21 protein-coding genes and 1 pseudogene are annotated in these 22,776 nt (G+C 72.1%); 2 read left to right on the plus strand and 20 right to left on the minus strand.

Annotated features, from left to right (window positions below; all coding sequences use genetic code 11):
- The first annotated feature begins 125 nt into the window (after positions 1–125).
- Positions 126–1,328, plus strand: coding sequence for a ferritin-like domain-containing protein (locus SKED_RS11525; protein ID WP_143755721.1), 1,203 nt, complete (start codon positions 126–128; stop codon positions 1,326–1,328).
- Between the two features lie 108 nt (positions 1,329–1,436).
- On the opposite strand, the gene SKED_RS11530 is transcribed toward SKED_RS11525, so the two are convergent.
- The 12 genes from SKED_RS11530 to rpsB form a co-directional block, all read right to left on the minus strand.
- Entirely contained in the window at positions 1,437–3,212 is a 1,776-nt protein-coding gene (locus SKED_RS11530) for a proline--tRNA ligase (protein ID WP_012867334.1), read from the minus strand.
- A gap of 54 nt (positions 3,213–3,266) precedes the next feature.
- On the minus strand, positions 3,267–4,106 hold the full coding sequence (locus SKED_RS11535) for a GNAT family N-acetyltransferase (RefSeq protein WP_245534556.1): 840 nt from the start codon (positions 4,104–4,106) through the stop codon (positions 3,267–3,269).
- Positions 4,107–4,236: 130 nt separating this feature from the next.
- On the minus strand, positions 4,237–5,370 hold the full coding sequence (ispG, locus tag SKED_RS11540) for a flavodoxin-dependent (E)-4-hydroxy-3-methylbut-2-enyl-diphosphate synthase (RefSeq protein ID WP_012867336.1): 1,134 nt from the start codon (positions 5,368–5,370) through the stop codon (positions 4,237–4,239).
- Between the two features lie 106 nt (positions 5,371–5,476).
- Entirely contained in the window at positions 5,477–6,793 is a 1,317-nt protein-coding gene (locus SKED_RS11545) for a M50 family metallopeptidase (protein WP_012867337.1), read from the minus strand.
- Between the two features lie 117 nt (positions 6,794–6,910).
- On the minus strand, positions 6,911–8,098 hold the full coding sequence (dxr, locus tag SKED_RS11550; RefSeq protein WP_012867338.1) for a 1-deoxy-D-xylulose-5-phosphate reductoisomerase: 1,188 nt from the start codon (positions 8,096–8,098) through the stop codon (positions 6,911–6,913).
- On the minus strand, positions 8,088–8,639 hold the full coding sequence (locus SKED_RS11555; RefSeq protein WP_012867339.1) for a DivIVA domain-containing protein: 552 nt from the start codon (positions 8,637–8,639) through the stop codon (positions 8,088–8,090). Before SKED_RS11555 ends, dxr begins: the two co-directional genes overlap by 11 nt.
- Positions 8,636–9,730, minus strand: a complete 1,095-nt coding sequence (gene rlmN / locus SKED_RS11560; protein ID WP_012867340.1) for a dual-specificity RNA methyltransferase RlmN — start codon at positions 9,728–9,730, stop codon at positions 8,636–8,638. The genes SKED_RS11555 and rlmN overlap by 4 nt, the downstream gene beginning before the upstream one ends.
- Positions 9,731–9,902: 172 nt before the next feature.
- Positions 9,903–10,757, minus strand: a complete 855-nt coding sequence (locus SKED_RS11565; protein ID WP_012867341.1) for a phosphatidate cytidylyltransferase — start codon at positions 10,755–10,757, stop codon at positions 9,903–9,905.
- Complete coding sequence (gene frr, locus SKED_RS11570; protein WP_012867342.1) at positions 10,757–11,314, minus strand: ribosome recycling factor; 558 nt, start codon at positions 11,312–11,314, stop codon at positions 10,757–10,759. Before frr ends, SKED_RS11565 begins: the two co-directional genes overlap by 1 nt.
- A gap of 74 nt (positions 11,315–11,388) precedes the next feature.
- Positions 11,389–12,138: a UMP kinase gene (gene pyrH, locus SKED_RS11575; RefSeq protein WP_012867343.1), complete on the minus strand. Its 750-nt coding sequence runs from the start codon at positions 12,136–12,138 to the stop codon at positions 11,389–11,391.
- Between the two features lie 90 nt (positions 12,139–12,228).
- Positions 12,229–13,068, minus strand: a complete 840-nt coding sequence (gene tsf, locus SKED_RS11580; RefSeq protein WP_012867344.1) for a translation elongation factor Ts — start codon at positions 13,066–13,068, stop codon at positions 12,229–12,231.
- Between the two features lie 89 nt (positions 13,069–13,157).
- Complete coding sequence (rpsB, locus tag SKED_RS11585) at positions 13,158–14,111, minus strand: 30S ribosomal protein S2 (RefSeq protein ID WP_012867345.1); 954 nt, start codon at positions 14,109–14,111, stop codon at positions 13,158–13,160.
- Positions 14,112–14,590: 479 nt separating this feature from the next.
- Here rpsB and SKED_RS19545 point away from each other — a divergent pair.
- Positions 14,591–15,205: pseudogene (locus SKED_RS19545) on the plus strand (M23 family metallopeptidase); the annotation flags it as partial.
- A 60-nt stretch (positions 15,206–15,265) separates the two neighbouring features.
- Here the strand turns inward: SKED_RS19545 and SKED_RS11590 are convergent.
- The 8 genes from SKED_RS11590 to lepB form a co-directional block, all read right to left on the minus strand.
- Positions 15,266–16,303: a FliA/WhiG family RNA polymerase sigma factor gene (locus SKED_RS11590; protein WP_012867346.1), complete on the minus strand. Its 1,038-nt coding sequence runs from the start codon at positions 16,301–16,303 to the stop codon at positions 15,266–15,268.
- Positions 16,304–16,320: 17 nt separating this feature from the next.
- Positions 16,321–17,253 carry a tyrosine recombinase XerC gene (locus SKED_RS11595; protein WP_012867347.1) on the minus strand — a complete coding sequence of 311 codons (933 nt, stop codon included), beginning with the start codon at positions 17,251–17,253 and terminating at the stop codon, positions 16,321–16,323.
- A 198-nt stretch (positions 17,254–17,451) separates the two neighbouring features.
- Complete coding sequence (locus SKED_RS11600) at positions 17,452–18,726, minus strand: DNA-processing protein DprA (protein WP_245534557.1); 1,275 nt, start codon at positions 18,724–18,726, stop codon at positions 17,452–17,454.
- Positions 18,723–20,261, minus strand: coding sequence for a YifB family Mg chelatase-like AAA ATPase (locus tag SKED_RS11605; protein ID WP_012867349.1), 1,539 nt, complete (start codon positions 20,259–20,261; stop codon positions 18,723–18,725). The genes SKED_RS11600 and SKED_RS11605 overlap by 4 nt, the downstream gene beginning before the upstream one ends.
- Positions 20,261–20,644, minus strand: coding sequence for a YraN family protein (locus SKED_RS11610; RefSeq protein ID WP_012867350.1), 384 nt, complete (start codon positions 20,642–20,644; stop codon positions 20,261–20,263). The genes SKED_RS11605 and SKED_RS11610 overlap by 1 nt, the downstream gene beginning before the upstream one ends.
- A gap of 191 nt (positions 20,645–20,835) precedes the next feature.
- Positions 20,836–21,135 carry a DUF2469 domain-containing protein gene (locus SKED_RS11615; RefSeq protein ID WP_012867351.1) on the minus strand — a complete coding sequence of 100 codons (300 nt, stop codon included), beginning with the start codon at positions 21,133–21,135 and terminating at the stop codon, positions 20,836–20,838.
- Between the two features lie 7 nt (positions 21,136–21,142).
- Positions 21,143–21,883 (minus strand): ribonuclease HII, encoded by a 741-nt coding sequence (locus SKED_RS11620; RefSeq protein WP_012867352.1) that lies wholly within the window; start codon positions 21,881–21,883, stop codon positions 21,143–21,145.
- Entirely contained in the window at positions 21,880–22,614 is a 735-nt protein-coding gene (lepB, locus tag SKED_RS11625; RefSeq protein WP_425358115.1) for a signal peptidase I, read from the minus strand. The genes SKED_RS11620 and lepB overlap by 4 nt, the downstream gene beginning before the upstream one ends.
- Positions 22,615–22,776 lie beyond the last annotated feature (162 nt).

Below are 22,776 nucleotides of genomic sequence, written 5' to 3' on the forward strand. Positions count from 1 at the left end.
GACCAAGCGTACCGAGTCCTCCGACCGACGCCGGACGGCCCGACCGCCGACGACCTCGCCGGGGCCCGGTGCGCCGCCGCCTGACAGCGCACCGCGGCACGGCGAGCCGGCCCAGGACCGACGGCGTGGCATCATCAGGGGCGATGAACACCGCCGCGGATATCCAGCCCCCGCCCGCCGTCGACGCCGCCTCCGGGCACCCCCGCCCGGCACCGCGGCGACGCCGCGCACGGACGCTCCTGACCGTGATCATCAGCACAGTCCTCGCCCTCGCCACCGTGGCCGGCTGCGGCATCAGGCTCGAGAGCCCGGCGCCCGCCGCGCTCGTCCCCGACGCCGACGAGATCTCGCGGCAGGCGGCCGTCGCCGACGTCCTGCTCGTGGGGCCGGAGGCCCGCCTGACGATCCCGACCGTCGACCCCGCCTCCCCCGTGGTCGCGCTGCTCGAGGAGATCGACGCGAGCGCGACCGCGCAGGCCGAGGCCCTCGGCGGGGAGTACGTCTCGGGCGTCGAGGGTGAGGGCGGCGACCCGGCCGGCACCAGCTCGCACGACGCCGCAGACGGTCAGACCGCCCTGGCGCCCGGCTCGGTCACCGACGACGAGGGCACCATCGACCCGTCGGTCGCGGCGAGCCCGACCGACGAGCCCACCGGCTCGACGACGACCGACCCGGCACCGTCGGTCCCCCGCCTGCTCACCGTCCTCACGCAGTCCGCCGACCGCACCCGGGCCTCGATCGGTACTCCGCGCGACCCCGCGCTCGCCCGCCTCTACGCCTCGGTCGCGACCTCGCACCTCGACCAGGCACGCTCGCTCGCGGCCCTCTCCGGCCTCGACGCCCCGGCACCCGAGTCCTTCACGACCACGCTCCCGACCACGCTGCCCAAGAACCTCTCCGCAGCCGACCTCGTCACGGTCGTGCGGGCCGAGGACGCCGCGGGCTACGCCTACGAGGTCATGGCCGCCCGCCTGGCCGACGGTGACCGGACGGCGGCCCGCGACCGCGCCGCAGAGCACCGTGAGCGGGCCCAGGGCTGGGCAGTGCTCGCCTCGCTCGACGGAGCGGCCACCGACCCGAGGGAGGTGGCCTACGACCTCGGCACGATCGCCGATGGGACCCCGACGCTCGCCTCGCGCGACTCGATGGTCACGCGCGCCGCGGAGATCGAGGCCGACCTCGCGGACGCCTACGCGACCTTCGTCGGCCAGGTCGACGCCGACGCCCGGTCCTCGATGCTCGACCTCCTGGCGGACGCACACCTCTCCTCGAGGTCCTGGGGAGCACCCGCGAGCACCTTCCCCGGCATGCCCGAGCTCGCCGGCTGACGCCGAGCCGCTCCGAGACGCCAGCAGGGCCGGTCACGTCCGTCGTGACCGGCCCTGCTTATGTGCTGCTCATGTGCTGCTGAGGCGCAGCGGTGGCTGAGCCGTGGCTCAGAGAGCCTCGACCATCTCCACGACGCGCTGGGCTGCCTCGGCGACAGGCACGGAGACGGCCTCTCCGCCGACCCGCGGCCGGACCTCGACCACGCCGTCGGCCAGCCCGCGTCCCACGACCACCACGAGCGGCACCCCGAGCAGCTCGGCGTCCGCGAACTTCACGCCGGGCGACACCTTGGGGCGGTCGTCGTAGAGCACCTCGACCCGCTGGGCCGAGAGCTCCTGCGCGATCGTCTCGGCCGCCGCGAAGACCGCCGGGTCCTTGCCGGTGGCCACGACGTGCACGTGCGCCGGGGCGACGTGCGCCGGCCAGGCGAGGCCCTTCTCGTCGTGGTTGGCCTCGGCCAGGGCGGCGAGCGCACGCGTCACGCCGATGCCGTACGAGCCCATCGTCACGGTGACCTGCTTGCCGTTGACGTCCAGCACCTTGAGCCCGAGCGCGTCCGCGTACTTGCGACCGAGCTGGAAGATGTGACCGATCTCGATCCCACGGGCGAGCTCGAGGGGGCCCGAGCCGTCCGGGGCCGGGTCGCCGGCCCGGACCTCGGCGCACTCGACGGTGCCGTCGGCGACGAAGTCCCGTCCGGCCACCAGGTCGAACACGTGCTTGCCGGGCTCGTTGGCCCCGGTGATCCAGCGCGTCCCGGCCACGACCCTGGGGTCCACGAGGTAGCGGATCGCCGTCTCGTCACCGGTGTGGGCACGCCCGAGGACCTGCGGGCCGATGTACCCCTTGACCAGGACCGGGTTCTTGGCGAAGTCGCCGTCGCCGGCAGGCTCGGCCTCGGCGGGCGCGAGGGCCGCCTCGAGGCGCTTGAGGTCGACCTCGCGGTCGCCCGGGAGGCCGACGACGAGGAGCTCGCGCGTCCCGTCGGGCTGGACGACGGCGAGGACCACGTTCTTGAGCGTGTCGGCAGCGGTCCACGCGCGACCGTCCGAGCGGGGGTGCTCGGCGTTGGCGACCGCCACGAGCGACTCGATGGTGGGGGTGTCCGGCGTGGCCTCGACGTGCGCGGCGGGGGCGTCCGAGGCGTCGACCTCGGGCGGGACGATGGTCGTCACGGCCTCGACGTTGGCGGCGTAGCCACCGGGAGAGCGCACGAAGGTGTCCTCACCGATGGCGGTCGGGTGCAGGAACTCCTCGCTGCGCGAGCCACCCATAGCGCCGGAGGTGGCCGCGACCACGACGTACTCGAGGCCGAGCCGCGTGAAGATCTTCTCGTACGCGGCACGCTGCACGAGGTACGAGGCCTCGAGCCCGGCGTCGTCGACGTCGAAGGAGTACGCGTCCTTCATGACGAACTCACGACCGCGGATGAGCCCGGCGCGCGGGCGCGCCTCGTCGCGGTACTTGGTCTGCACCTGGAAGAGCGTCACCGGGAGGTCCTTGTACGAGGAGTACAGGTCCTTGACGAGGAGCGTGAACATCTCCTCGTGGGTGGGCGCCAGGAGGTAGTCGTTGTCACGACGGTCCTTCAGGCGGAAGAGGTTCGGGCCGTACTCGGTCCAGCGCCCGGTCGCCTCGTAGGGCTCGCGGGGCAGGAGCGCCGGGAAGTGGACCTCCTGGGCACCAGCCGCCTGCATCTCCTCGCGGACCACGGCCTCGACCTTGGCGAGCACCCGCAGGCCGAGCGGCAGCCAGGTGTAGATCCCGGGGGCGGCACGGCGGATGTACCCCGCGCGCACCAGCAGACGGTGGCTCGCGACCTCGGCGTCAGCCGGGTCCTCACGCAGGGTACGGACGAACAGTGTCGAGAGACGCAGCAGCATGGGACGAGCCTAGTGCGTGAGCGTGGCAGGTCTGTACACGCTCGTCCTGCATGTTCAGAACAGGACGGTCGCGTAGGTCCCGACCTGCTCGAAGCCCACCCTGCGATAGGTCGCCAGAGCCCGCTCGTTGAAGCTGTTGACGTAGAGCGACACCGTACGGCCGGGCGCCGCGAGCACGTGCCGGACGACCGCTGCCATGCCGGGCGCTGCCCGGCCCGTGCCGCGGTCGAGCGGGTCGACCCAGACCCCCTGGACCTGGGCGACGTCACGCGTGAGCGCCCCGATCTCGGCCTTGAAGACGATGCGGCCGTCGGGCTCGTGCGCGCGGGAGAGGAAGGACCGCCGGTCGTGCACCAGCGACGCGACGCGCTCTTCGTAGGCACGTGCCGAGTAGGTCATGGGCGAGTAGCCGACCTCTTCCTCGAACATGCGCACGCAGGCGGGCAGGAGGTCGGGCATGTCCTCCGCGGTCGAGGTCCGCACGTCGGGGTCGGGCTCGACCAGAAGCTCCCCCTGCATGACCATCGACGGCTGCTCGGTACGCACCGAGCGGGCCGGGCCCCAGTCGGCCTCGAGCCGACGCCACAGCCCGAGGGCCGCGACCGCCGGCCCCACGATCGACGAGCACCGACGTCCCTGCGCCCGCGCCTGGGCGGCGAAGGCGTCGAGCACCTCCGTGTCGGGGGACGGCACCACCGGCACGAGGTTGGCACCCGCCCAGCACGTCGCCACCAGCGGCCCCTGCGCGGGGAAGCCCCAGGCCTGCCCGCCGGTCCGCGCGAAGCCGTCGACGAGGGCAGCCTCGACGCGGGACGCGGCGAGCACAGAGCCGACAGGGTCGACGGCGCACAGCGCCATCATCTCGGGGAGGTCCACGTCCGACAGGATCCTCACCGCGGGCCTGCTCACGTCAGGCGTTCGCGTACGGACGCTCGTCAACTCGACCTCCTCCGGCCGGGCGCAGCGCACGGTGCGCGGCGTGGTGCCTCTGTGTGGTGCTCGGCCCGGGCGCCCGGGCCGTGGGTCAGCCGACCGAGACGACCGGGGCGCCGCCCTCGGCGGGGCGCTCCATGGTCTCGGCGATGCGCATGGCCTCTTCGATGAGCGTCTCGACGATCAGCGCCTCGGGGACGGTCTTGACGACCTCGCCCTTGACGAAGATCTGTCCCTTGCCGTTGCCCGAGGCCACGCCCAGGTCGGCCTCGCGAGCCTCGCCGGGGCCGTTCACGACGCAGCCCATGACGGCCACGCGGAGCGGGACCTCGAGGCCCTCGAGACCGGCGGTGACCTTCTCGGCGAGCGTGTACACGTCGACCTGGGCGCGCCCGCACGACGGGCACGAGACGATCTCGAGCTTGCGGGGCCGGAGGTTGAGCGACTGGAGGATCTGGATGCCGACCTTGACCTCCTCGACCGGCGGGGCGGACAGCGAGACGCGGATCGTGTCGCCGATGCCCTGCGAGAGCAGCGCGCCGAAGGCGGTCGCGGACTTGATGGTGCCCTGGAAGGCCGGACCTGCCTCGGTGACACCGAGGTGCAGCGGCCAGTCGCCGGCCTGCGAGAGCAGCTCGTAGGCGCGCACCATGACCACGGGGTCGTTGTGCTTGACCGAGATCTTGAAGTCGTGGAAGTCGTGCTCCTCGAAGAGCGACGCCTCCCAGACGGCCGACTCGACGAGCGCCTCGGGAGTCGCCTTGCCGTACTTGGCCATGATCCGCGGGTCGAGCGACCCGGCGTTGACGCCGATACGGATCGAGACGCCCGCGTCACGGGCGGCGTTCGCGATCTGCTTGACCTGGTCGTCGAACTTGCGGATGTTGCCCGGGTTCACGCGCACCGCGGCACAGCCGGCGTCGATCGCCGCGTAGACGTACTTGGGCTGGAAGTGGATGTCCGCGATCACGGGGATCTGCGACTTCCTGGCGATCGCCGGGAGCGCGAGGGCGTCGTCCTGGCTCGGCACCGCGACACGCACGATGTCGCAGCCCGAGGCCGTCAGCTCCGCGATCTGCTGGAGGGTCGCGTTGATGTCGGTGGTCGGCGTGGTGCACATGGACTGCACGCTCACCGGGGCGTCGCCGCCGACGTCCACCTTGCCCACCTTGATCTTGCGGGTGGGTCGTCGCGGGGCGAGGACGGGCGGAGGTGCTTCGGGCATACCAAGGCTGATCGGGAGGCTCACCTGACCAGTATCCCTCTCCGTGGCGGTCCGGCGCACCCCGGCAGCGCCGTTGTGTCCGATGTGACGCGGTCCTCCACAGACCTCACATGAGCTGGACGGGTCTGACGACGTCGACGTACGCGATGAGCGCGCCCATCGCCGCCATGACCACGAACACGCCGTAGGCGAGCGGCATCATGCGGGCGGTGTCCGCAGGCGCCGGGCGCGGGCGGCCCCGGACCCGCGCCACCTGGCGGCGCGCCCCCTCGTACAGGGCACCCACGACGTGGCCCCCGTCGAGCGGGAGCAGCGGGATGAGGTTGAAGGCGAACAGCGCGATGTTGAGCCCCGCGACCATCATGATGAGGTCCGCGGTGCGCAGCGCGGTGTCGTACCCGTCGATCTGCACCGACGCGATCTCACCCGCGAACCGTCCCACGCCCACGGGGCCCACGACGGAGGTCGGGTCGCGCTCCTCGAGGCCGAAGGCGACCTGGGTGATGTCGACCATGCGCTCGGGGAGGGTGACGATCACCTGTGCGGTCTGGACGAGCCGGTCCCAGAGCATGCCCGGGACGACGGTCACCGGCTGCGGCTCGAGACCCTGCGTGGGGCTGATCCCGAGGAAGCCGACGCTCCGGGTCACCGGCTCCCCGTCGCTGTCGAGCACCGCGGCGCCGGACGCGTCCGTGGTGGGGCGGTCTGCGACGACAGGGGTGACGACCGACTCGACCCGCTGGCCGTCACGCTCGACGACCACCTCCGTGGGCGTACCGCCCGCGGCGCTGATCTGCGCGGCCAGCTCGTCCCATCCGGTCGTGGCCACCCCCCCGAACTCGACGATGGTGTCTCCCGGGAGCAGCCCCGCAGCCGCTGCCGGGGCCAGCTCTGAGCCCTCGGTGCACTCGGCGTCGGCCGGGGCACCCACGGGCAGGACGCACTGGGACACCGACGCCAGCGTGGTCGTCGGGCCGAAGGCACCGAAGCCGACCACGACGACGGTGAAGAGCACCGCGGCGATCACGAGGTTCATGAACGGCCCGCCGAGCATGACGACGAGCTTCTTCGGGGCCGAGAGGTTGTAGAAGGCCCGGTGCTCCTCCCCCGGGACGATCTCCTCCGCGCTCGCGTCGCGCGCCGACTGGACGAGCTCGGCGATGCGCCCCGTCTTCCGCTCGGCACGCGGGTCCCCCGGGGGGTACATGCCGACGAGGCGCACGTACCCGCCGAGCGGGATGGCCTTGAGCCCGTACTCCGTCTCGCCCCGCGTGCGGGACCACAGCGTCGGGCCGAAGCCGACCATGTACTGGCTGACGCGGACGCCGAACCTCTTGGCCGGGACCATGTGGCCGACCTCGTGGAGGGCGATCGAGACGAGGAGCCCGGCGAGGATGACGAGCACGCCCACGAGGTAGGACATCTGAACTCCTGACTGGTCAGCACGGTGCGCTGGTCGAAGGGTACCGCGCAGGGCGCGCGGACCGGCTCGGTCCGCGGACATGGTGCCCGAGCGGCCTGGGAGCCACCTGCGAGCCACTCAGCGCTCGGCGAGCACCTCGCGCGCCCGCCCGCGCGCCCACGTCTCGGCTGCGAGCACGTCGTCGAGGGTGAGCACACCGCTGCTCGACTCGTGCTCGGCGACCACGCGCTCGACGGTCTCGACGATCTCGAGGAACCCGATGCGCCCCTCGAGGAAGGCTGCGACGCACTCCTCGTTCGCGGCGTTGAAGACCGCCGGGTGGGTGGCACCCGCGGCTGCGACCTGCCTGGCGAGCCGGACGGCACCGAAGAGGGTCTCGTCGAGAGGCTCGAAGGTCCAGGCGACGGGCCTCGACCAGTCGCACGGCGTCGACACGTCGTCGAGACGCTCGGGCCAGCTGAGGCCGAGCGCGATCGGCAGCCGCATGTCCGGTGGCGAGGCCTGGGCGATCGTCGACCCGTCGTGGAACTCGACCATCGAGTGCACGACGGACTGCGGGTGGACCACCACGGTGATGTCGTCGACCGGGACGTCGAAGAGCAGGTGCGCCTCGATGAGCTCGAGCCCCTTGTTGACCAGCGTCGCCGAGTTGATCGTGACGACCGGCCCCATCGACCACGTGGGGTGGTCGAGCGCCTGGTCCACCGTCACGGCCTTGACGTCGTCACGGTGCCAGCCGCGGAACGGGCCGCCCGACGCGGTGAGCACGAGCCGGCGGACCTCGTGGCGGGCACCCGAGCGCAGGCTCTGCGCCATCGCCGAGTGCTCGGAGTCGACCGGGACGATCTGGTCGGGGCGCACGCGCGCCGCCTGGACGAGCGGCCCCCCGACCACGAGGGACTCCTTGTTGGCGAGCGCGAGGGTCGATCCCGACCGCAGCGCGGCCAGCGTCGGCCCGAGGCCGACCGAGCCGGTGATCCCGTTGAGCACGACGTCCGAGCCGCCCGCGGCGAGCGTGGTCGCGGCGTCCGGGCCGGAGAGGACCTCGATCGCGCGAGAGCCTGGGGTCTGCAGGCGCGAGAGGTGGTCGCGGAGCGCCGGTACCGCCGCCTCGTCAGACACCGCCACGACCTCGACGTCGAGGTCGACGGCCTGCTGGGCGAGCATCTCGGGCTGCGCCCCACCGGCCGAGAGCGCTGTCACCCGGTACCTGTCGCGGTGCCGGGAGAGGACGTCGACGGCCTGGGTCCCGATGGACCCCGTCGACCCGAGGAGGGTGACCGAGCGGACGCTGCTACTCGACACCGAGGAGCACCTCGACAGCCCGGGAGAAGAACGCGTCGACCGGTGCCTCGGCGTAGCCGCGCCGACCGGAGCGCCGGCGGAACCGTGCCCGCCGGATCTCGTCCGCCGTGATCGGCTCGGTCTTGTCGAAGTACTCGACGAGCCGGTCGCACAGGTCGTCGACGTCGTCGCGGTCGTAGGCGGGCTGCCCGCGCCGGGCCGGCTCGAACCGCTCGCCGTCCGGGCGCCCGAGCCTGCCGTAGAGCGAGCGTGCGTTCTCCGCGAGCTGCTCCATCCAGGCGGCCGAGCCTCCTGTCACGAGCACCTCCTGGCGCGCGCGGGCCACGAAGGCGCTCTCGAGGCGGTCGAGGGCGGCGTCGACCTCGTCGGTGTCGTAGCCGCCACGGGCCAGCTCGAAGCCGGCCGACCGGATGTCACGGCTCGAGAGGTCCTCGTCGCTCTGCCCCTCGTAGACCTGGCGGGCGTGCGCGAAGAAGTCGTCGACGTCCTCCTGCTCGTAGCCGAGCCTGAGCCGAGACACCGTCGAGAACATCTTCGTCATGCTGACTCCTCCGCTGCGAGCTGCCCGCAGGCGCCGTCGATGTCACTTCCCCGAGTGTCCCGGATGGTGGTGGGGATGCCGTGCCCACGGAGCCGGGCGACGAACTCGTCCTCGACGTCCTGCTCGCTCGCGGTCCAGATGGAGCCGGGCGTGGGGTTGAGCGGGATGGGGTTGACGTGCACCCAGCCCTGGCCGCGGGCGGTGAGCTTCTCGCCCAGCAGGTCCGCGCGCCACGCGTGGTCGTTCATGTCCTTGATGAGGGCGTACTCGATGCTCACGCGTCGACCCGTCGCGTCGAAGTACCCACGCGCCGCGTCGAGGACCTCGTCGACCGACCAGCGCGTGTTGATCGGGACCAGGTCGCTGCGGAGCTCGTCGTCGGGGGCGTGCAGCGACAGCGCGAGCGTCACCGGGATGCCCTCCTTGGCCAGCTTGTTCATCGCGGGGACGAGGCCGACCGTGGAGACGGTGATGTTGCGCGCCGACATGCCGAGGCCGTCGGGGGCCGGGGCGACGGCCTGGCGCACGGTGCCGATGACCGCCTTGTAGTTGGCGAGCGGCTCGCCCATCCCCATGAACACGAGGTTGTTGAGCCGGGTGGGGCCGCCGGGGATCTCGCCGTCGGCGAGCGACTTGGCGGCCTGCCGGACCTGCTCGACGATCTCGGCGGTCGAGAGGTTGCGGGTCAGGCCCAGCTGCCCGGTCGCGCAGAAGGGGCACGCCATGCCGCAGCCGGCCTGGCTCGACACGCAGAGCGTCGTGCGGCTCGTGTAGCGCATGAGCACCGACTCGACCTTGACCTGGTCGTAGAGGTGCCAGAGGGTCTTCACGGTCGTGCCGCCGTCGGCCTCCATGGTGCGCACCTTGGTGAGCAGCGGCGGGAACAGCGCGTCGGTCAGCACGTCGCGGCTGCCGGCGGGCAGGTCCGTCATGTCCTGGGGGTCCGCGGTGAGGTGGGAGAAGTAGTGCGTCGCGAGCTGCTTGGCGCGGAACGGCTTCTCGCCGAGCTCGGTGACTGCCGCCACGCGCTCCTCCGGGGAGAGGTCGGCGAAGTGGCGCGGGGGCTTGCCGCGACGCGGGGGCGCGGCCATCTGCAGGGTCAGCGGAGTCTTGAGGCCAGCCTGCTGGGCTGCGCTCAGTCCGGTCGGGCGCTCGGTGGTTGAGCGTTGAACAGCCATGGTCACAGATCCAGTCGGTTGGTGATGTGCGGTGCAGGTCGAGCGGCGGTGCGTGCGGTCGTGCAGGTAGTGGTGCAGAGCCTGCTCAGGCGGCCAGCTCCGGGCCGACCGAGAGCAGCAGGTACACGAACGGGGCGGTGAGCAGCATCGAGTCGAGACGGTCCAGGACCCCGCCGTGCCCGGGCAGCAGCGACCCCATGTCCTTCAATTCTAGGTCGCGCTTGATCATCGACTCCGCGAGGTCCCCGAGGGTCGCGGTGAGCGGTGTCAGCAGACCCAGCGCCAGACCGATGACCGGGTTGTGGTCGAGCAGCAGGACGGCCCCCACGAGACCGACGGCCATGGCCAGGACGAAGGAGCCGGCGAGCCCCTCCCAGCTCTTCTTCGGGCTGACCGACGGGGCCAGCGGGTGCCGTCCGAAGAGGACCCCTGCCACGAACCCGCCGACGTCGTTCGCGACGGCCAGCAGGATGAAGACGAGCACCTGCCAGTGACCGTCGTCCGCCGCGAGCATGAGCATGACGAACCCGCCCATGAGCGGCAGGTACGTGGCTGCGAAGATCCCGGACGCGGCGTCGCGCACCGCTCCGGTCCCGCCGCCGTCGACCACACGCCAGACGACCAGGCCCGCAGCGGTCAGGACGAACGAGACCATGAGGGCCTCGGACCCCGCCCGGTAGGTCGAGACGAGCATGCCGGCCGAGCCGACCCACAGCGGCAGCAGCGGGATGTGGATCCCTCGACGACCGAAGGCCTTCGAGAGCTCCCAGAGAGCAGCACCGATCGCCAGCAGCGCGAAGCCGATGAAGATCTCCTTGCGGATGAACAGCGACCCGAACACCGCCAGGAGCAGGGCGACGCCGACACCGATCGCGACCGGGAGGTTGCGACCTGTGCGCGGAGCCCGGGCGACGGCCTCGGACGAGGGAGAGTCGACCATCAGACTTCGAGCAGCTCGGCTTCCTTGGAGGCGAGCAGCTGGTCGACGACGTCGACGTGCCGCTTGGTGATCGCCTCGAGCTCCTTCTCCGCGCGCACGCCCTCGTCCTCGCCGGCGTCGCCGTCCTTGACGAGCTTGTCGAGCGTGTCCTTCGCCTTGCGGCGGACAGCGCGCACCGAGACACGGGCGTCCTCTGCCTGGGTCTTGGCGAGCTTGACGTACTCCTTGCGACGCTCCGCCGTGAGGACCGGGAGGACGATCCGGATGACGTTGCCGTCGTTGCTCGGGTTGACGCCGAGGTCGGAGTCGCGCAGGGCGCGCTCGATGGCCGGCAGCGCCGTCTTGTCGAAGGGCACCACGAGGATGGTGCGCGCCTCCGGGGTGTTGAAGGACGCGAGCTGCTGGAGGGGCGTCTGGGCGCCGTAGTACTCGACCGTGATCCGCGAGAACATCGCGGAGTTCGCGCGTCCGGTCCGGATGCTGGCGAAGCCGTTCTTGGCGACCTCGATCGCCTTGTCCATCTTGTCCTCAGCCTCGAGGAGGGTGTCGTCGATCACCGGTACTCCTTCATCACGATCTCGGCGCCACGCTCACGGCATGGCAGGGCTGTTCGTGCAGGTCGTCGCGGGCCTCAGCCCGCGGTGACCAGCGTTCCGATCTTCTCACCCAGCAGCGCGCGGGTGACGTTGCCGGGCTCGTCCATGCCGAACACGCGCATGTGCACGTCGTTGTCGCGGCACAGGCTCAGGGCCGTGGCGTCCATGACGGCAAGGTCGTTGACGAGCGCGTCGGTGTAGGTCAGGGAGTCGAGCTTCACGGCGTCCGGGTCCTTGCGCGGGTCTGCGGAGTAGACCCCGTCGACGCCGTTCTTGCCCATGAGCACCTCGTCGCAGTGCGTCTCGAGAGCGCGCTGGGCGGCGACGGTGTCCGTCGAGAAGTACGGCATGCCGGCGCCGGCGCCGAAGATCACGACGCGGCCCTTCTCGAGGTGCCGGATCGCCCGGAGCGGGATGTACGGCTCGGCGACCTGGCCCATGGCGATCGCCGTCTGCACGCGCGTGCTCACGCCGGCCTGCTCGAGGAAGTCCTGGAGGGCGAGGCAGTTCATCACGGTCCCGAGCATGCCCATGTAGTCGGCGCGCGCCCGGTCGAGGCCCTGCTGGGAGAGCTCGGCCCCGCGGAAGAAGTTCCCTCCCCCGACGACGATGGCCACCTGGACACCCTCGGCGACCGCCGCGGCGATCTCGGCGGCGACGCGGCGGACCACGTCGGACGCGAGCCCGATCTGCCCACCGCCGAAGGCCTCGCCCGACAGCTTGAGGAGGACCCTGCGGGCTCCCCCGGTGCCGGACCGCTGGTCCTCGATGCTGACGTCCGTCACGTGTGCTCCCATCGTCGAATCACTTCCCCACCCTGTGCCGATGCCCGGCCCGCGAGGTGCGCGGGCCGGGCATCGCCGTCATGCAGTCGTTCAGGAGCCGACGCGGAAGCGCACGAACTCCGTGGCGGTCCCGCCGACCTCTTCGAGGGTCTTCTTGACCGACTTCTTCGGGTCCTTGGCAAGGGGCTGCTCGAGGAGCACGACGTCCTTGAAGAACCCGCCGAGGCGGCCTTCGATGATCTTCGGGAGGGCAGCCTCGGGCTTGCCCTCGTTGCGCGAGGTCTCCTCGGCGATACGACGCTCGTTGGCGACGGTCTCCTCGGGGACGTCCTCACGGCTGAGGAAGGTGGGCGACATGGCGGCGATGTGCTGCGCGATGTCCTTGCCCACGGCCGCTCCGGCCTCGTCGGTGCCGATGAGGACACCGATCGACGGCGGGAGGTCCTTGCTCGTGCGGTGCAGGTAGCTCGTGACCTTCGGCGCGGCGACGCGGGCGACGCGGCGCAGGACGATCTTCTCGCCCAGGGTCGCGGCGGTCGAGGCGACGAGCTCGGCGACGGTCTCGCCGTCGACGTCAGCGGCCAGCCCGGCCTCGACGTCTGCGGCACCCGAGGCGGCGACGGCGTTGAGCACGCGGTCGGCCAGGGCGATGAAGGCGTCGGACTTGGCGACGAAGTCGGTCTCGGAGTTGAGCTCGACGACGGTGCCGACCTCTCCACCGTCGACGGCGGTCACGACGAGGGCGACGAGGCCCTCGGAGGTCGCGTTGCCCTCGCGCTTGGAGACGCCCTTGAGACCCTTGATGCGGATGATCTCGAGTGCCTTCTCGGCGTTGCCGTCGGCCTCGTCGAGGGCCTTCTTGACGTCGAGCATGCCTGCACCGGTGCGCTCGCGGAGCGCCTTGATGTCAGCGGCGGTGTAGTTCGCCATAAGTGGTGTCCTTCGGGTGTAGGAGCGGTATCGGGGTGGGGGCGGGCGGCCAGGGGTTCACCTGGCCGCCCGCCCACCGGCGCTGTCGACTACTTGGACTCTGCCTCGGCGGCCGGAGCCTCGACCTCGGCGGCAGCCTCGGCCGGAGCCTCAGCAGCGGGTGCCTCGGCAGCGGCGGGCTCCTCGGCCGCGGGGGCCTCGGCAGCGGCCGGAGCCTCGGCAGCGGGTGCCTCAGCAGCGGGCGCCTCGGCGGCCGGGGCCGCAGCGTCCTTGGACGCACCCTCGAGGAGCTCGCGCTCCCACTCGGCGAGCGGCTCGGCCTCGGTGGCCTCGGCGCCACCGGACTTGCCGGCGTGACGGGCGATGAGGCCCTCGGCGACGGCGTCGGCGATGACTCGCGTCAGCAGCGCGACGGCGCGGATGGCGTCGTCGTTGCCCGGGATCTTGTAGTCCACGACGTCAGGGTCGCAGTTGGTGTCGAGGATCGCGACGATCGGGATGCGCAGCTTGCGCGCCTCGTCGACCGCGAGGTGCTCCTTGTTGGTGTCCACGATCCACACGGCGGAGGGGATCTTCGCCATGTCGCGGATGCCGCCGAGGGTGCGGGCGAGCTTGTCGCGCTCGCGACGCATGATGAGCAGCTCCTTCTTGGTGAAGGCGCTCCCCGCGACGTCGTCGAAGTCGATCTGCTCGAGCTCCTTGAGGCGCTGCAGGCGCTTGTTCACCGTCTGGAAGTTGGTGAGCATGCCACCGAGCCAGCGGTGGTTCACGTAGGGCATGCCCACGCGTGCGGCCTGCTCGGCGACGGGCTCCTGAGCCTGCTTCTTCGTACCGACGAAGAGGATCGACCCACCGTGGGCGACCGTCTCCTTGACGAACTCGTAGGCGCGGTCGATGTAGGACAGCGACTGCTGGAGGTCGACGATGTAGATGCCGTTGCGCTCCGTGAAGATGAAGCGCTTCATCTTCGGGTTCCAACGACGGGTCTGGTGTCCGAAGTGGACACCGCTCTCGAGGAGCTGGCGCATGGTCACGACGGCCATGGCACTTCCTTTCGGCACGGCCGGGACCAACCCAGCGCCGTGCTCAGTGTTCTGCGGCTCGTCAGAGCCGCGTTCCGGTTGTCGGCGTGCTCCCCGGTGGGAGACGCCCCTAGCACCTCAGACATGAGCACCGGGTCACCCCGGACCGCGCCCACGTCCAGCGACCGGCGGAGCCGGTCGGTCAGGTGCGTGAAGTCGATCGCCCGTCCGTGCCTGCGCGGTCCGTCGCACCTCGGTGCAGGTCCTCACGGACCTGCGCTCCGGGCCACGACGGCTACCTGCAGGCAGCACGAACACGGCGGTCGCGTCGATCAGTCTACCGGACATCCACCCTGTGGACGTCCACCTGTCCCGACCGGCGTCCACAGGCACGAGCACCACGGCAGCAGCCCTCCCCCGTCGTCCGCCACGATGCCGGTGTGCACATGCCCCAGGGCCGCCCCGGCGCGGCGACCGTCCCGATGTCGAGGGTGCTCTCGATGCTGCGCGCGACCCTGCTCACGGCGCTGGCTGTGCTCACAGCGCTCGCAGTGCTCCCGGCGCTGCCTGTGCTCCCGGCGCTCAGTGTGGTCCCGGCACCCCCGACGCCCGTCACGCTCGGAGACCCGGCGGCAGCCGAGGCGCCAGCCCCGCAGGACCTGACTGCCGTGACTGCCGTGACCGGCGTGACCGACGTGGCTGCCGTGACGGACGGCTCGTCCGCACGGTACGTCCTGCCTCTCGGCACGACCCCTCCAGCGCCCTTCGACAGGTCGACGCTCGTCACCTCCGGGCTGCTCCTCGCGGACTTCGACCCGCCCGCGGCACCATGGCTCGCGGGCCACCGGGGCGTCGACCTGGCCGGCCCGGAGGGCTCTCCGGTCGTAGCCCCCTCCGACGGCGTCGTCACCTTCGCCGACGTGGTGGTCGACCGCCCGGTGGTCGTGGTGACCCATGCCGGCGGCCTGAGGTCGACCCTCGAGCCGGTGGACGGCACGCTCTCCGTGGGCTCGGCCGTGCGCCAGGGCGAGACCGTCGGGCTGCTGGGGGCTGCCGCCCTGTCGCACTGCGCCCCGGCGGCCTGCGTGCACTGGGGCGTGCTGCGCGGGGAGGTCTACCTCGACCCGCTCGCGCTGGTGGGCGCGGTCGAGCGAGTGGTGCTCCTGCCGCTGACCTCAGGCGCTCTCGCTGCGGGAGAGCTTCTCACGGAGCCGGCCCATGGCCGCAGTGTGCATCTGCGAGATCCGCGACTCGGTGACCCCGAGCACGGCGCCGATCTCGGCGAGGGTCATGCCCTCGTAGTAGTAGAGCACCAGCATGATCTTCTCGCGCTCTCCGAGCTGGTCCATGGCCTGCGAGAGCAGGAACTTGGTCTCCTTGGACTCGAAGGTCCGCGCCGGGTCGGTCGAGCGGGCGCCGTGACCGGTGTCGAGGTGACCGACCGGCTCGACCTGGTCGCCCGCACCGAAGACCTCGTCGAGCGCCACGAGGTTCACCGTCGACACGAGGTGGCGGATCGAGCGGAGCTCGCTCAGCGCGATCTCCATGTGCTCGGCGATCTCCGGGTCGGTCGGCGCCCGGTGCAGGCGCGCCTCGAGCTCGGCGTGCGCACGGTCGACGGCGCGCGCCTTGCTGCGCACCGAGCGCGGGACCCAGTCGTTGGCGCGCAGCTCGTCGAGGATCGCTCCCCGGATGCGTGACGTGGCGTAGGTCTCGAACTTGATCTCGCGGTCGAGCTCGAACTTCTCGATCGCGTCGATGAGCCCGAACATCCCGTACGAGACGAGGTCGGCGTGCTCGACGGTGCTGGGGAGCTTCATCCCGACCCGGGACGCGACCGAGGTCACGAGGGGTGCGTAGTGCAGGATGAGGCGCTCGCGGGTGGGTGCGTCGGCGCAGGCCTTGTACTCGCGCCACACGCCGGCGATCTCGCTCGCGACCGCTGCCGCAGCGGCGGCTGCCTGGTCGACCACCACGGCCGTCGGAGCCGGCCCACGCTGGGCGGCGCGGTCGAGGCGCTCGTGCAGCATGCCGGACCGGGCGGCCGGGCGGGCTGCGACCGGGGCACCGGGCTGGAGGTCGACGTCGGGGGTCGCCACGAGGTCCTGGGTCGCCACGAGGGCGGAGGCCGGGGTCCCGAGGGCGGGCTCGCCCGGGGTCACCCGGTCCGTCACGTGGCTCTCGTCGAGCAGGGTGGGGCTCGATGCAGTCATGAGGCTCTCGACTTCGGTCATGCGCGAGGGTGCGCTAGCTGGTAGGACGACCTGAGTCGCTCGGCCGACACGTGCGTATATCTCTGGGTGGTGGAGAGCGTGGAGTGCCCGAGGACCTCTTGGACCGTCCTCAGGTCGGAGCCACCGTTGAGCAGGTGGGTCGCGGCGCTGTGCCGCAGGTCGTGCGGGGCGACGTCGTCGACCGAAGCGGCGGCGGAGAGCCTGTGGACCGTCTCGCGGACCTGCCGCTGCCCCCAGCGCTGGCCGCGCTGCCCCAGGAACACCGCCGTGGCACCGCTCCCACGCTCGAGGCCGGGACGTCCGTCCTCGATCCAGGAGCGCAGCGCCGTCGCCGCCGGTACGCCGAAGGGCACGACACGCTCCTTGTCGCCCTTGCCCACGACCCGGACCGACCGCGTGTCGAGGTCGACGTCCTGCAGGTCGAGGGAGACCAGCTCGCCGACACGGACCCCGGTCGCGTAGAGCAGCTCCACGCAGGCCCAGGCGCGCAGCGCGGCGGGGTCGCCGTCGACGGCAGCGGTGCGGGCCGTCTCCATGAGGGCGGTCGCGCTGTCCACCGCGAGGACCGTCGGCAGCGTCTTCGAGACGGTGGGGCTGCCGAGCCGCACGGACGGGTCGCTCCCGACCCTCCCGCTCCGGACGGCCCAGCCGTAGAAGGCCCGGACGGCTGCACCGCGGCGGGCCACGGTGGACCGGGCCAGGTCACGACCGGCCATCTGCGCGAGCCAGCCGCGCAGGGTGTCGAGGCCCACCGCTGCGAGCGGTCCGGCACCGACCTGGTGGGCGAAGGACGACAGCCCGGCGAGGTCGGAGGCGTAGGCGCGGACCGTGTGCTCGGAGAGCCCGCGCTGCGACGTCAGGTGCGCCGAGAACTCCTCGAGGACGCGGACGTCGTCGAGGCTCGGGGCATCTCCGGCGCTCTCGTGCATGGCAATACCGTGACCTGTCGGCGCGTCGCGTTCAAGGACCCACACGGATGGAGTTTGTCACCAGCCCCCCGCTCCTCCACGGCATCGTTGGAAAACTGCGGAAGATCCACCGAGAACAGACGATGCGCACATGAACTTCACCCTCTGCGCAGGTGACCTCCTCGGGTGCTCGTCGACGGTGCACCAGACTGCCGTGCCTCACGACCAGCCCGTCGACGCCGCGCGTGACCATCCACCGGTGCTCCGGACCGCGAGCCCGCGGACCTCCAGCACCCCGAGCGCTGCCATGAGCTCGTGGGGCGCCAGACCCGAGGACCGGACCAGCGCGTCGACCGGGACGGGCCGTCGCAGCGGGAGCGCGTCGTAGGCAGCCTTGCCGGGTGCGTCGAGCCCGTCGGTCTCACGCGTGTCCGCGTCGTCCCGCAGCGCTCCCGTCGCCGCGATGCCGTCGAGGCCCTCGCCCGCGGCACCGGAGAGCTCGAGCACCTCGTCCACGTCGGTCACGCAGACGGCGACACCCTCGCGCAGCAGCCGGTGGCACCCGGCCGACCCTGCCGCGGTGACCGGTCCGGGGACGGCACCGACCGGGCGACCGATCCCCGCCGCCAGGCGCGCGGTGACCAACGAGCCGGAGCGCCACGCCGCCTCGACGACGACCGTGGACCGACCCGACGCGGCGATGAGCCGGTTGCGACGCAGGAACCGCACCCGGCTCGGCACCGACCCGGGCGGGAGCTCGCTCAGCACCAGTCCCGCACCGTCCAGCACCCCGCGCAGGAGGTCCGCGTTCCCGGCCGGGTAGAGGCGGTCAGGTCCGCCGGCGAGGAACGCGACCGTGGTCCCGTCGACCGCCAGGGTGGACCGGTGGACCACCGCGTCGATCCCGTAAGCGCCTCCGGAGACGGTCGTGCACCCCGCGGCGACGAGGCCGACCGACAGCTCACCGGCGACCCGGTCGCCGTAGTCGGTGCTCGCCCGGGCCCCTACGACCGAGACCGTCCGCCTGAGCGTCTCGTCGACCCGACCGGTCCCCCGCACCCACAGGCACGCGGGGCCCTCGTCACCGAGGTCGAGCAGCCCGGTCGGCCACTCGTCGTCCTCGGGGACGACGAGACGCCCACCGAGCCTCGCGAGGTTGTCGAGGTCTCGGGCCGGGTCGGTGGTCGCCACCCGAGGTGCCCAACGTGCGACCGCAGCCGCGAGCCGTCGCACGGTGGTCCTGTCGTCCACACCGATCACCTCGCAGAGCCGGGAGACGGCGTGCCGGACGGCGTCGTCCCCGGTCCCTGCACTCTGCAGCCAGCCGAGGGCGTCGACCGGGCCGACCGTCCTCAGCAGCGCACCGGCGGCCCGGTCGGCCGGCTCCGCGATCCGGCTCCAGGCCGCCCGGGCCAGCACGGTCGAGGTGCGCGCCTCCCCCGGGCGCCAGCTGCTCGCAGCGCTCGCCCTGCCTCCCGCCTGCCCCGCGCTCACAGCCCTTGCCCCCGCGTCCGGAGCACGAGCGCCCGGCCGATGTCGTCGGCGCAGGGCGCGTCCCGCCCGGCGAGGTCGGCGAGGGTCCAGGCGACGCGGAGCACGCGGTCGGCCCCGCGCAGGCTCAGGGTCCCCCGGTCCATCGCCGCGTCCAGGTCGCCGAGGAGCGAACGGTCTGCGCCGAGGCGAGCGCGCAACCACCCTCCGGGGACCTCGCTGTTCGTGCTCCAGGCAGTCGAGGCCAACCGCTCGCGGGACGCGGCCCGCGCCTGTGCCACGCGACGCGCGACCACAGCGGTCCCCTCCCGCGCTCGGCCGTCGAGCATGTCGAGACGGGTCACCGGGTGCACCTCGACCTGGAGGTCGACGCGGTCGAGCAGCGGGCCCGAGAGCCTCGCGAAGTAGCGTCTCCGTGCCATCGGCGTGCAGGAGCAGTCGAGACCCTTGCCGATCGCGAGCCCGCACGGGCAGGGGTTCGCGGCCAGCACCAGCTGGAACCGCGCGGGGTACCGGGCGCTGCCGTTGGCCCGTTCGATGACGAGCTCGCCGTGCTCGAGCGGCTGCCGGAGGGTCTGCAGCACCCGCGGCGAGAACTCCGGCGCCTCGTCCATGAACAGGATCCCCCGGTGCGCCCGCGAGGCTGCGCCCGGGCGAGGTGTCCCCGAGCCTCCCCCCACGACGGCCGCCGGGGTCGCCGTGTGGTGAGGGTCCTCGAAAGGAGGCCGGACGAGGAGCCCGCCGGCCGCGTCGAAGGTGCCTGCGACCGAGTGGACCGAGGTGACCTCGATCGCCTCGCGCTCGGTGAGCGCCGGCAGCAGACCGGGGAGCCGCGCCGCCAGCATCGTCTTGCCGGTGCCCGGCGGTCCGACCATGAGGAGGTGGTGCCCGCCGGCGGCCGCCACCTCGAGCGCGACCCGCGCTGCGGACTGCCCGACGACCTCGTCGAGGTCGACGTCGACCGTCTGCGTCGCGCGCTCCGCAGGAGGCCGGCGTCCTCGGGCGCCGTCGTCGGGGACCACGACGTCCGCCCCGTACCGGGCCACGACCTCGGCCAACCACCGCACGCCGACCACCTCGATCCCAGGGACGAGTGCTGCCTCGTCCGCGTCGCCGGCAGGCACGACCACGCGCTCGACCCCGGCGGCGGCGGCCGCCGCCACGGCAGGGAGCACGCCCCGCACGGGGTGCACACGCCCGTCCAGCCCGAGCTCGCCCAGGTGCACGGTCCTGGCGAGCCCCTCCCGGTGGATCATGCCGGCGCCCGCCAGCACGGCGACGGCGATCGCGAGGTCGTAGCCCGACCCTGCCTTCGGGAGGGCCGCCGGTGACAGGTTGACCGTCACCTTGCGCTGCGGGAGCACGAGACCGGTCGACGCGACTGCTGCCCGGACGCGGTCGCGGGACTCGGCGAGCGCGGTGTCCGGGAGCCCGACGAGGGTGAACCCCGGGACCGAGGCGGCCAGGTGCGCCTCGACCTCGACCAGGTGCCCGGTCAGCCCGACCAGGCACACGGCGAGCGTGGTGCCGAGCGCCATCAGAGCACGCCCACGAGATGGTCGACCTGCGGCGGGCGACCCTTCTCGAGCAGGACCCCGACCACGTCGACCCGCACCGACGTCGGCCGCTCCGGCACCGTCTCGGCGGCCCTGCCGGCCAACCACTCGCCCGCGAGCCGGCGGAGCCGGGCGAGCTTGCGCGGGGTGACCGCCTCCGACGGGTGTCCGTACCCCAGCCCGGTCCGGGTCTTGACCTCGATGACCACGAGCTCACGCCCGTCGAGAGCCACGAGGTCGAGCTCGCCACCCGTCCCGCGCCAGTTCCGGTCCACCACGACCCACCCGGCGCCCTCGAGCATCCGGGCGACGAGCTCTTCTCCGTACCGGCCCACTGCGGCCCGGTCTGTCCTGTCCACGTCCATGTGCCACCTCCGGCACAGACGTTGCCGGTGCGAGGGGTGGCGGGGCGACCTGCCGTCAGCCGTCTGTGGACCGAGACGGTGCAGCCTCTGCTGTGGACGACGAGCAGGTAGGCCCGGGCGGACGTCCGGCGGGTCCGGGCACCAGAACCCAGAGCCCAGAGCCCAGAGCCCAGAGCCCAGAGCCCAGGCTGCTAGAGGTCGAGCTCCGCCTGCGCGAGCTCTTCGACGTTGACGTCCTTGAAGGTGACGACGCGCACCGCCTTGACGAAGCGCTTGGAGCGGTAGACGTCCCACACCCAGGCGTCGCCCAGCCGCAGCTCGAAGTACACCTCACCAGCGGCCGACCGCACCTGCAGGTCGACGCTGTTGGCGAGGTAGAACCGCCGTTCGGTCTCCACCACGTAGGCGAAGAGCCTCACCACGTCGCGGTACTCGCGGTACAGCGCGAGCTCCATGTCGGTCTCGTAGTTCTCCAGGTCCTCAGCGCTCACTGGACCATCATGGACCATCGAGCACGGCGCTCGCCCCCGGACCGACCCCGGGCAGCCGCCAGCTCACCCTGTGGAACGGGCTCGGGCCGTGCTCGCCGAGCGCCGCGACGTGCTGCGCCGAGCCGTAGCCCTTGTTGCCGATCCACCCGTAGTGCGGGTGGTCCTTGGCGAGCTGCACCATCGAGGCGTCGCGCTCGCACTTGGCGACGACGCTCGCGGCGGCCACGGACGCGCAGGACAGGTCGGCCTTGACGCGGGTCTGCACCCGCGGCGCGAGGTACCCGTCAGGGGCCGCGACCTCCTCGCCCTCGAGCATGGTGAGGAGGTCGGGTTCCGGCTCGGTCAACCAGTCGTGCGAGCCGTCGAGGAGCACCGTGTCGACCGGGCCCGCCGTCCGCGCCACCGCCACGAGCGCACGCTGCCCCGCGAGGCGCAGCGCCCGGACGATGCCGACCGCGTCGATCTCGGCCGCGCTGGCCGACCCGACGGCCGTCGCCACGGACCAGTCGTCGATGAGGGGGAGGTACTCGGTCCGGGCCCGGGCGGTGAGGACCTTGGAGTCGGTGAGCCCGACGGGGCAGGGCCCGGTCGAGAGGTCGACGACGCACACGCCCACGCTCACCGGGCCGGCGAGCGCACCGCGCCCGACCTCGTCCATGCCGGCGAGCCGTCGGGCCCCTGCGGCCAGCATGCCGGTCTCGACCTCGAGGTCGGCGAAGACCGGAGGGACCGTCGTGCGCGGGCTCACGGGGCCGGGACGTCCTCGAAGGTGGCGCCGGGGTTGCGCAGCCACCCGAGGTGGTCCAGCGGCCACACCTTGACGAAGGCCGTCCCCACCACGTTGTCGACGGGGACGAACCCGCCACCGGGGCTGCCGGCGTTGTACCGGGAGTCGCTCGAGTGGGCGCGGTTGTCGCCCATCACCCAGAGGAACCCCTCGGGGACCGTCTGGTCGAACTCGAGCAGCGACGGGGCGGAGCCCGGCTTCAGGTACGGCTCGTCGATGGTCTGACCGTTGACCGCGATGTGACCTGCGGTGTCGCAGCAGGTGACACGGTCCCCCTCGGTGCCGATCACACGCTTGACGAGGTGCTCGCCCGAGTCCTGCGGGAGCAGCCCGACGAAGGTGAGCACGTCGGTGACGCCCTGCTGGAACGCGTTGCGCTGCGGCTGCGGCGTGCCGGCCAGCCAGGTGCCCGGGTCCTTGAAGACCACGACGTCGCCGCGGTGGACGTCGAACACGCCGGGCACCATCTTCGAGACGAGGATGCGGTCACCCTCGACGAGGGTGTCCTCCATGGACGAGCTGGGGATGAAGAAGGCCTGCACGAAGAAGGACTTGATGACCCAGGAGAGCACCAGAGCGCTGATGACGATGATGGCGACCTCGCGGAGGAACGACCCCTTGCGCGGCTCGGCACCGGTCGCCCCGTCGCTGGTGGTGCCGTCTGGGTGCGCTGCGTCAGGAGTCACTCGCATACTGTCCCACTTCCTCGAGGTGAACATCGAATGCTGCCCGCCCCGCGCGTCGTCGCGCGAGGCGCGTGAGGCGTCGACGGTCGTGGCACGCACGAGGGCGGCCACCTCGGTGGCCGCCCTCGTGGAGAACGCTGCTCGTCCGTGGCTCGTCAGACGACGAGC

Source organism: Sanguibacter keddieii DSM 10542, from assembly GCF_000024925.1.
GTDB classification, from domain to species: domain Bacteria; phylum Actinomycetota; class Actinomycetes; order Actinomycetales; family Cellulomonadaceae; genus Sanguibacter; species Sanguibacter keddieii.

Coding starts and splice junctions, on each gene's coding strand:
- rlmN (WP_012867340.1), bottom strand. CDS start 9,730: ATGGCCGCGCCCCCGCGTCGCGGCAAGCCCCCGCGCCACTTCGCCGAC.
- lepB (WP_425358115.1), bottom strand. CDS start 22,614: ATGCGAGTGACTCCTGACGCAGCGCACCCAGACGGCACCACCAGCGAC.
- rpsB (WP_012867345.1), bottom strand. CDS start 14,111: ATGGCCGTCGTGACCATGCGCCAGCTCCTCGAGAGCGGTGTCCACTTC.
- SKED_RS11530 (WP_012867334.1), bottom strand. CDS start 3,212: ATGCTGCTGCGTCTCTCGACACTGTTCGTCCGTACCCTGCGTGAGGAC.
- SKED_RS11605 (WP_012867349.1), bottom strand. CDS start 20,261: ATGGCGCTCGGCACCACGCTCGCCGTGTGCCTGGTCGGGCTGACCGGG.
- SKED_RS11590 (WP_012867346.1), bottom strand. CDS start 16,303: ATGACTGCATCGAGCCCCACCCTGCTCGACGAGAGCCACGTGACGGAC.
- ispG (WP_012867336.1), bottom strand. CDS start 5,370: ATGCCCGAAGCACCTCCGCCCGTCCTCGCCCCGCGACGACCCACCCGC.
- SKED_RS11595 (WP_012867347.1), bottom strand. CDS start 17,253: ATGCACGAGAGCGCCGGAGATGCCCCGAGCCTCGACGACGTCCGCGTC.
- SKED_RS11565 (WP_012867341.1), bottom strand. CDS start 10,757: ATGGTCGACTCTCCCTCGTCCGAGGCCGTCGCCCGGGCTCCGCGCACA.
- tsf (WP_012867344.1), bottom strand. CDS start 13,068: ATGGCGAACTACACCGCCGCTGACATCAAGGCGCTCCGCGAGCGCACC.
- SKED_RS11555 (WP_012867339.1), bottom strand. CDS start 8,639: ATGACGAAGATGTTCTCGACGGTGTCTCGGCTCAGGCTCGGCTACGAG.
- SKED_RS11610 (WP_012867350.1), bottom strand. CDS start 20,644: ATGGACGTGGACAGGACAGACCGGGCCGCAGTGGGCCGGTACGGAGAA.
- SKED_RS11545 (WP_012867337.1), bottom strand. CDS start 6,793: ATGTCCTACCTCGTGGGCGTGCTCGTCATCCTCGCCGGGCTCCTCGTC.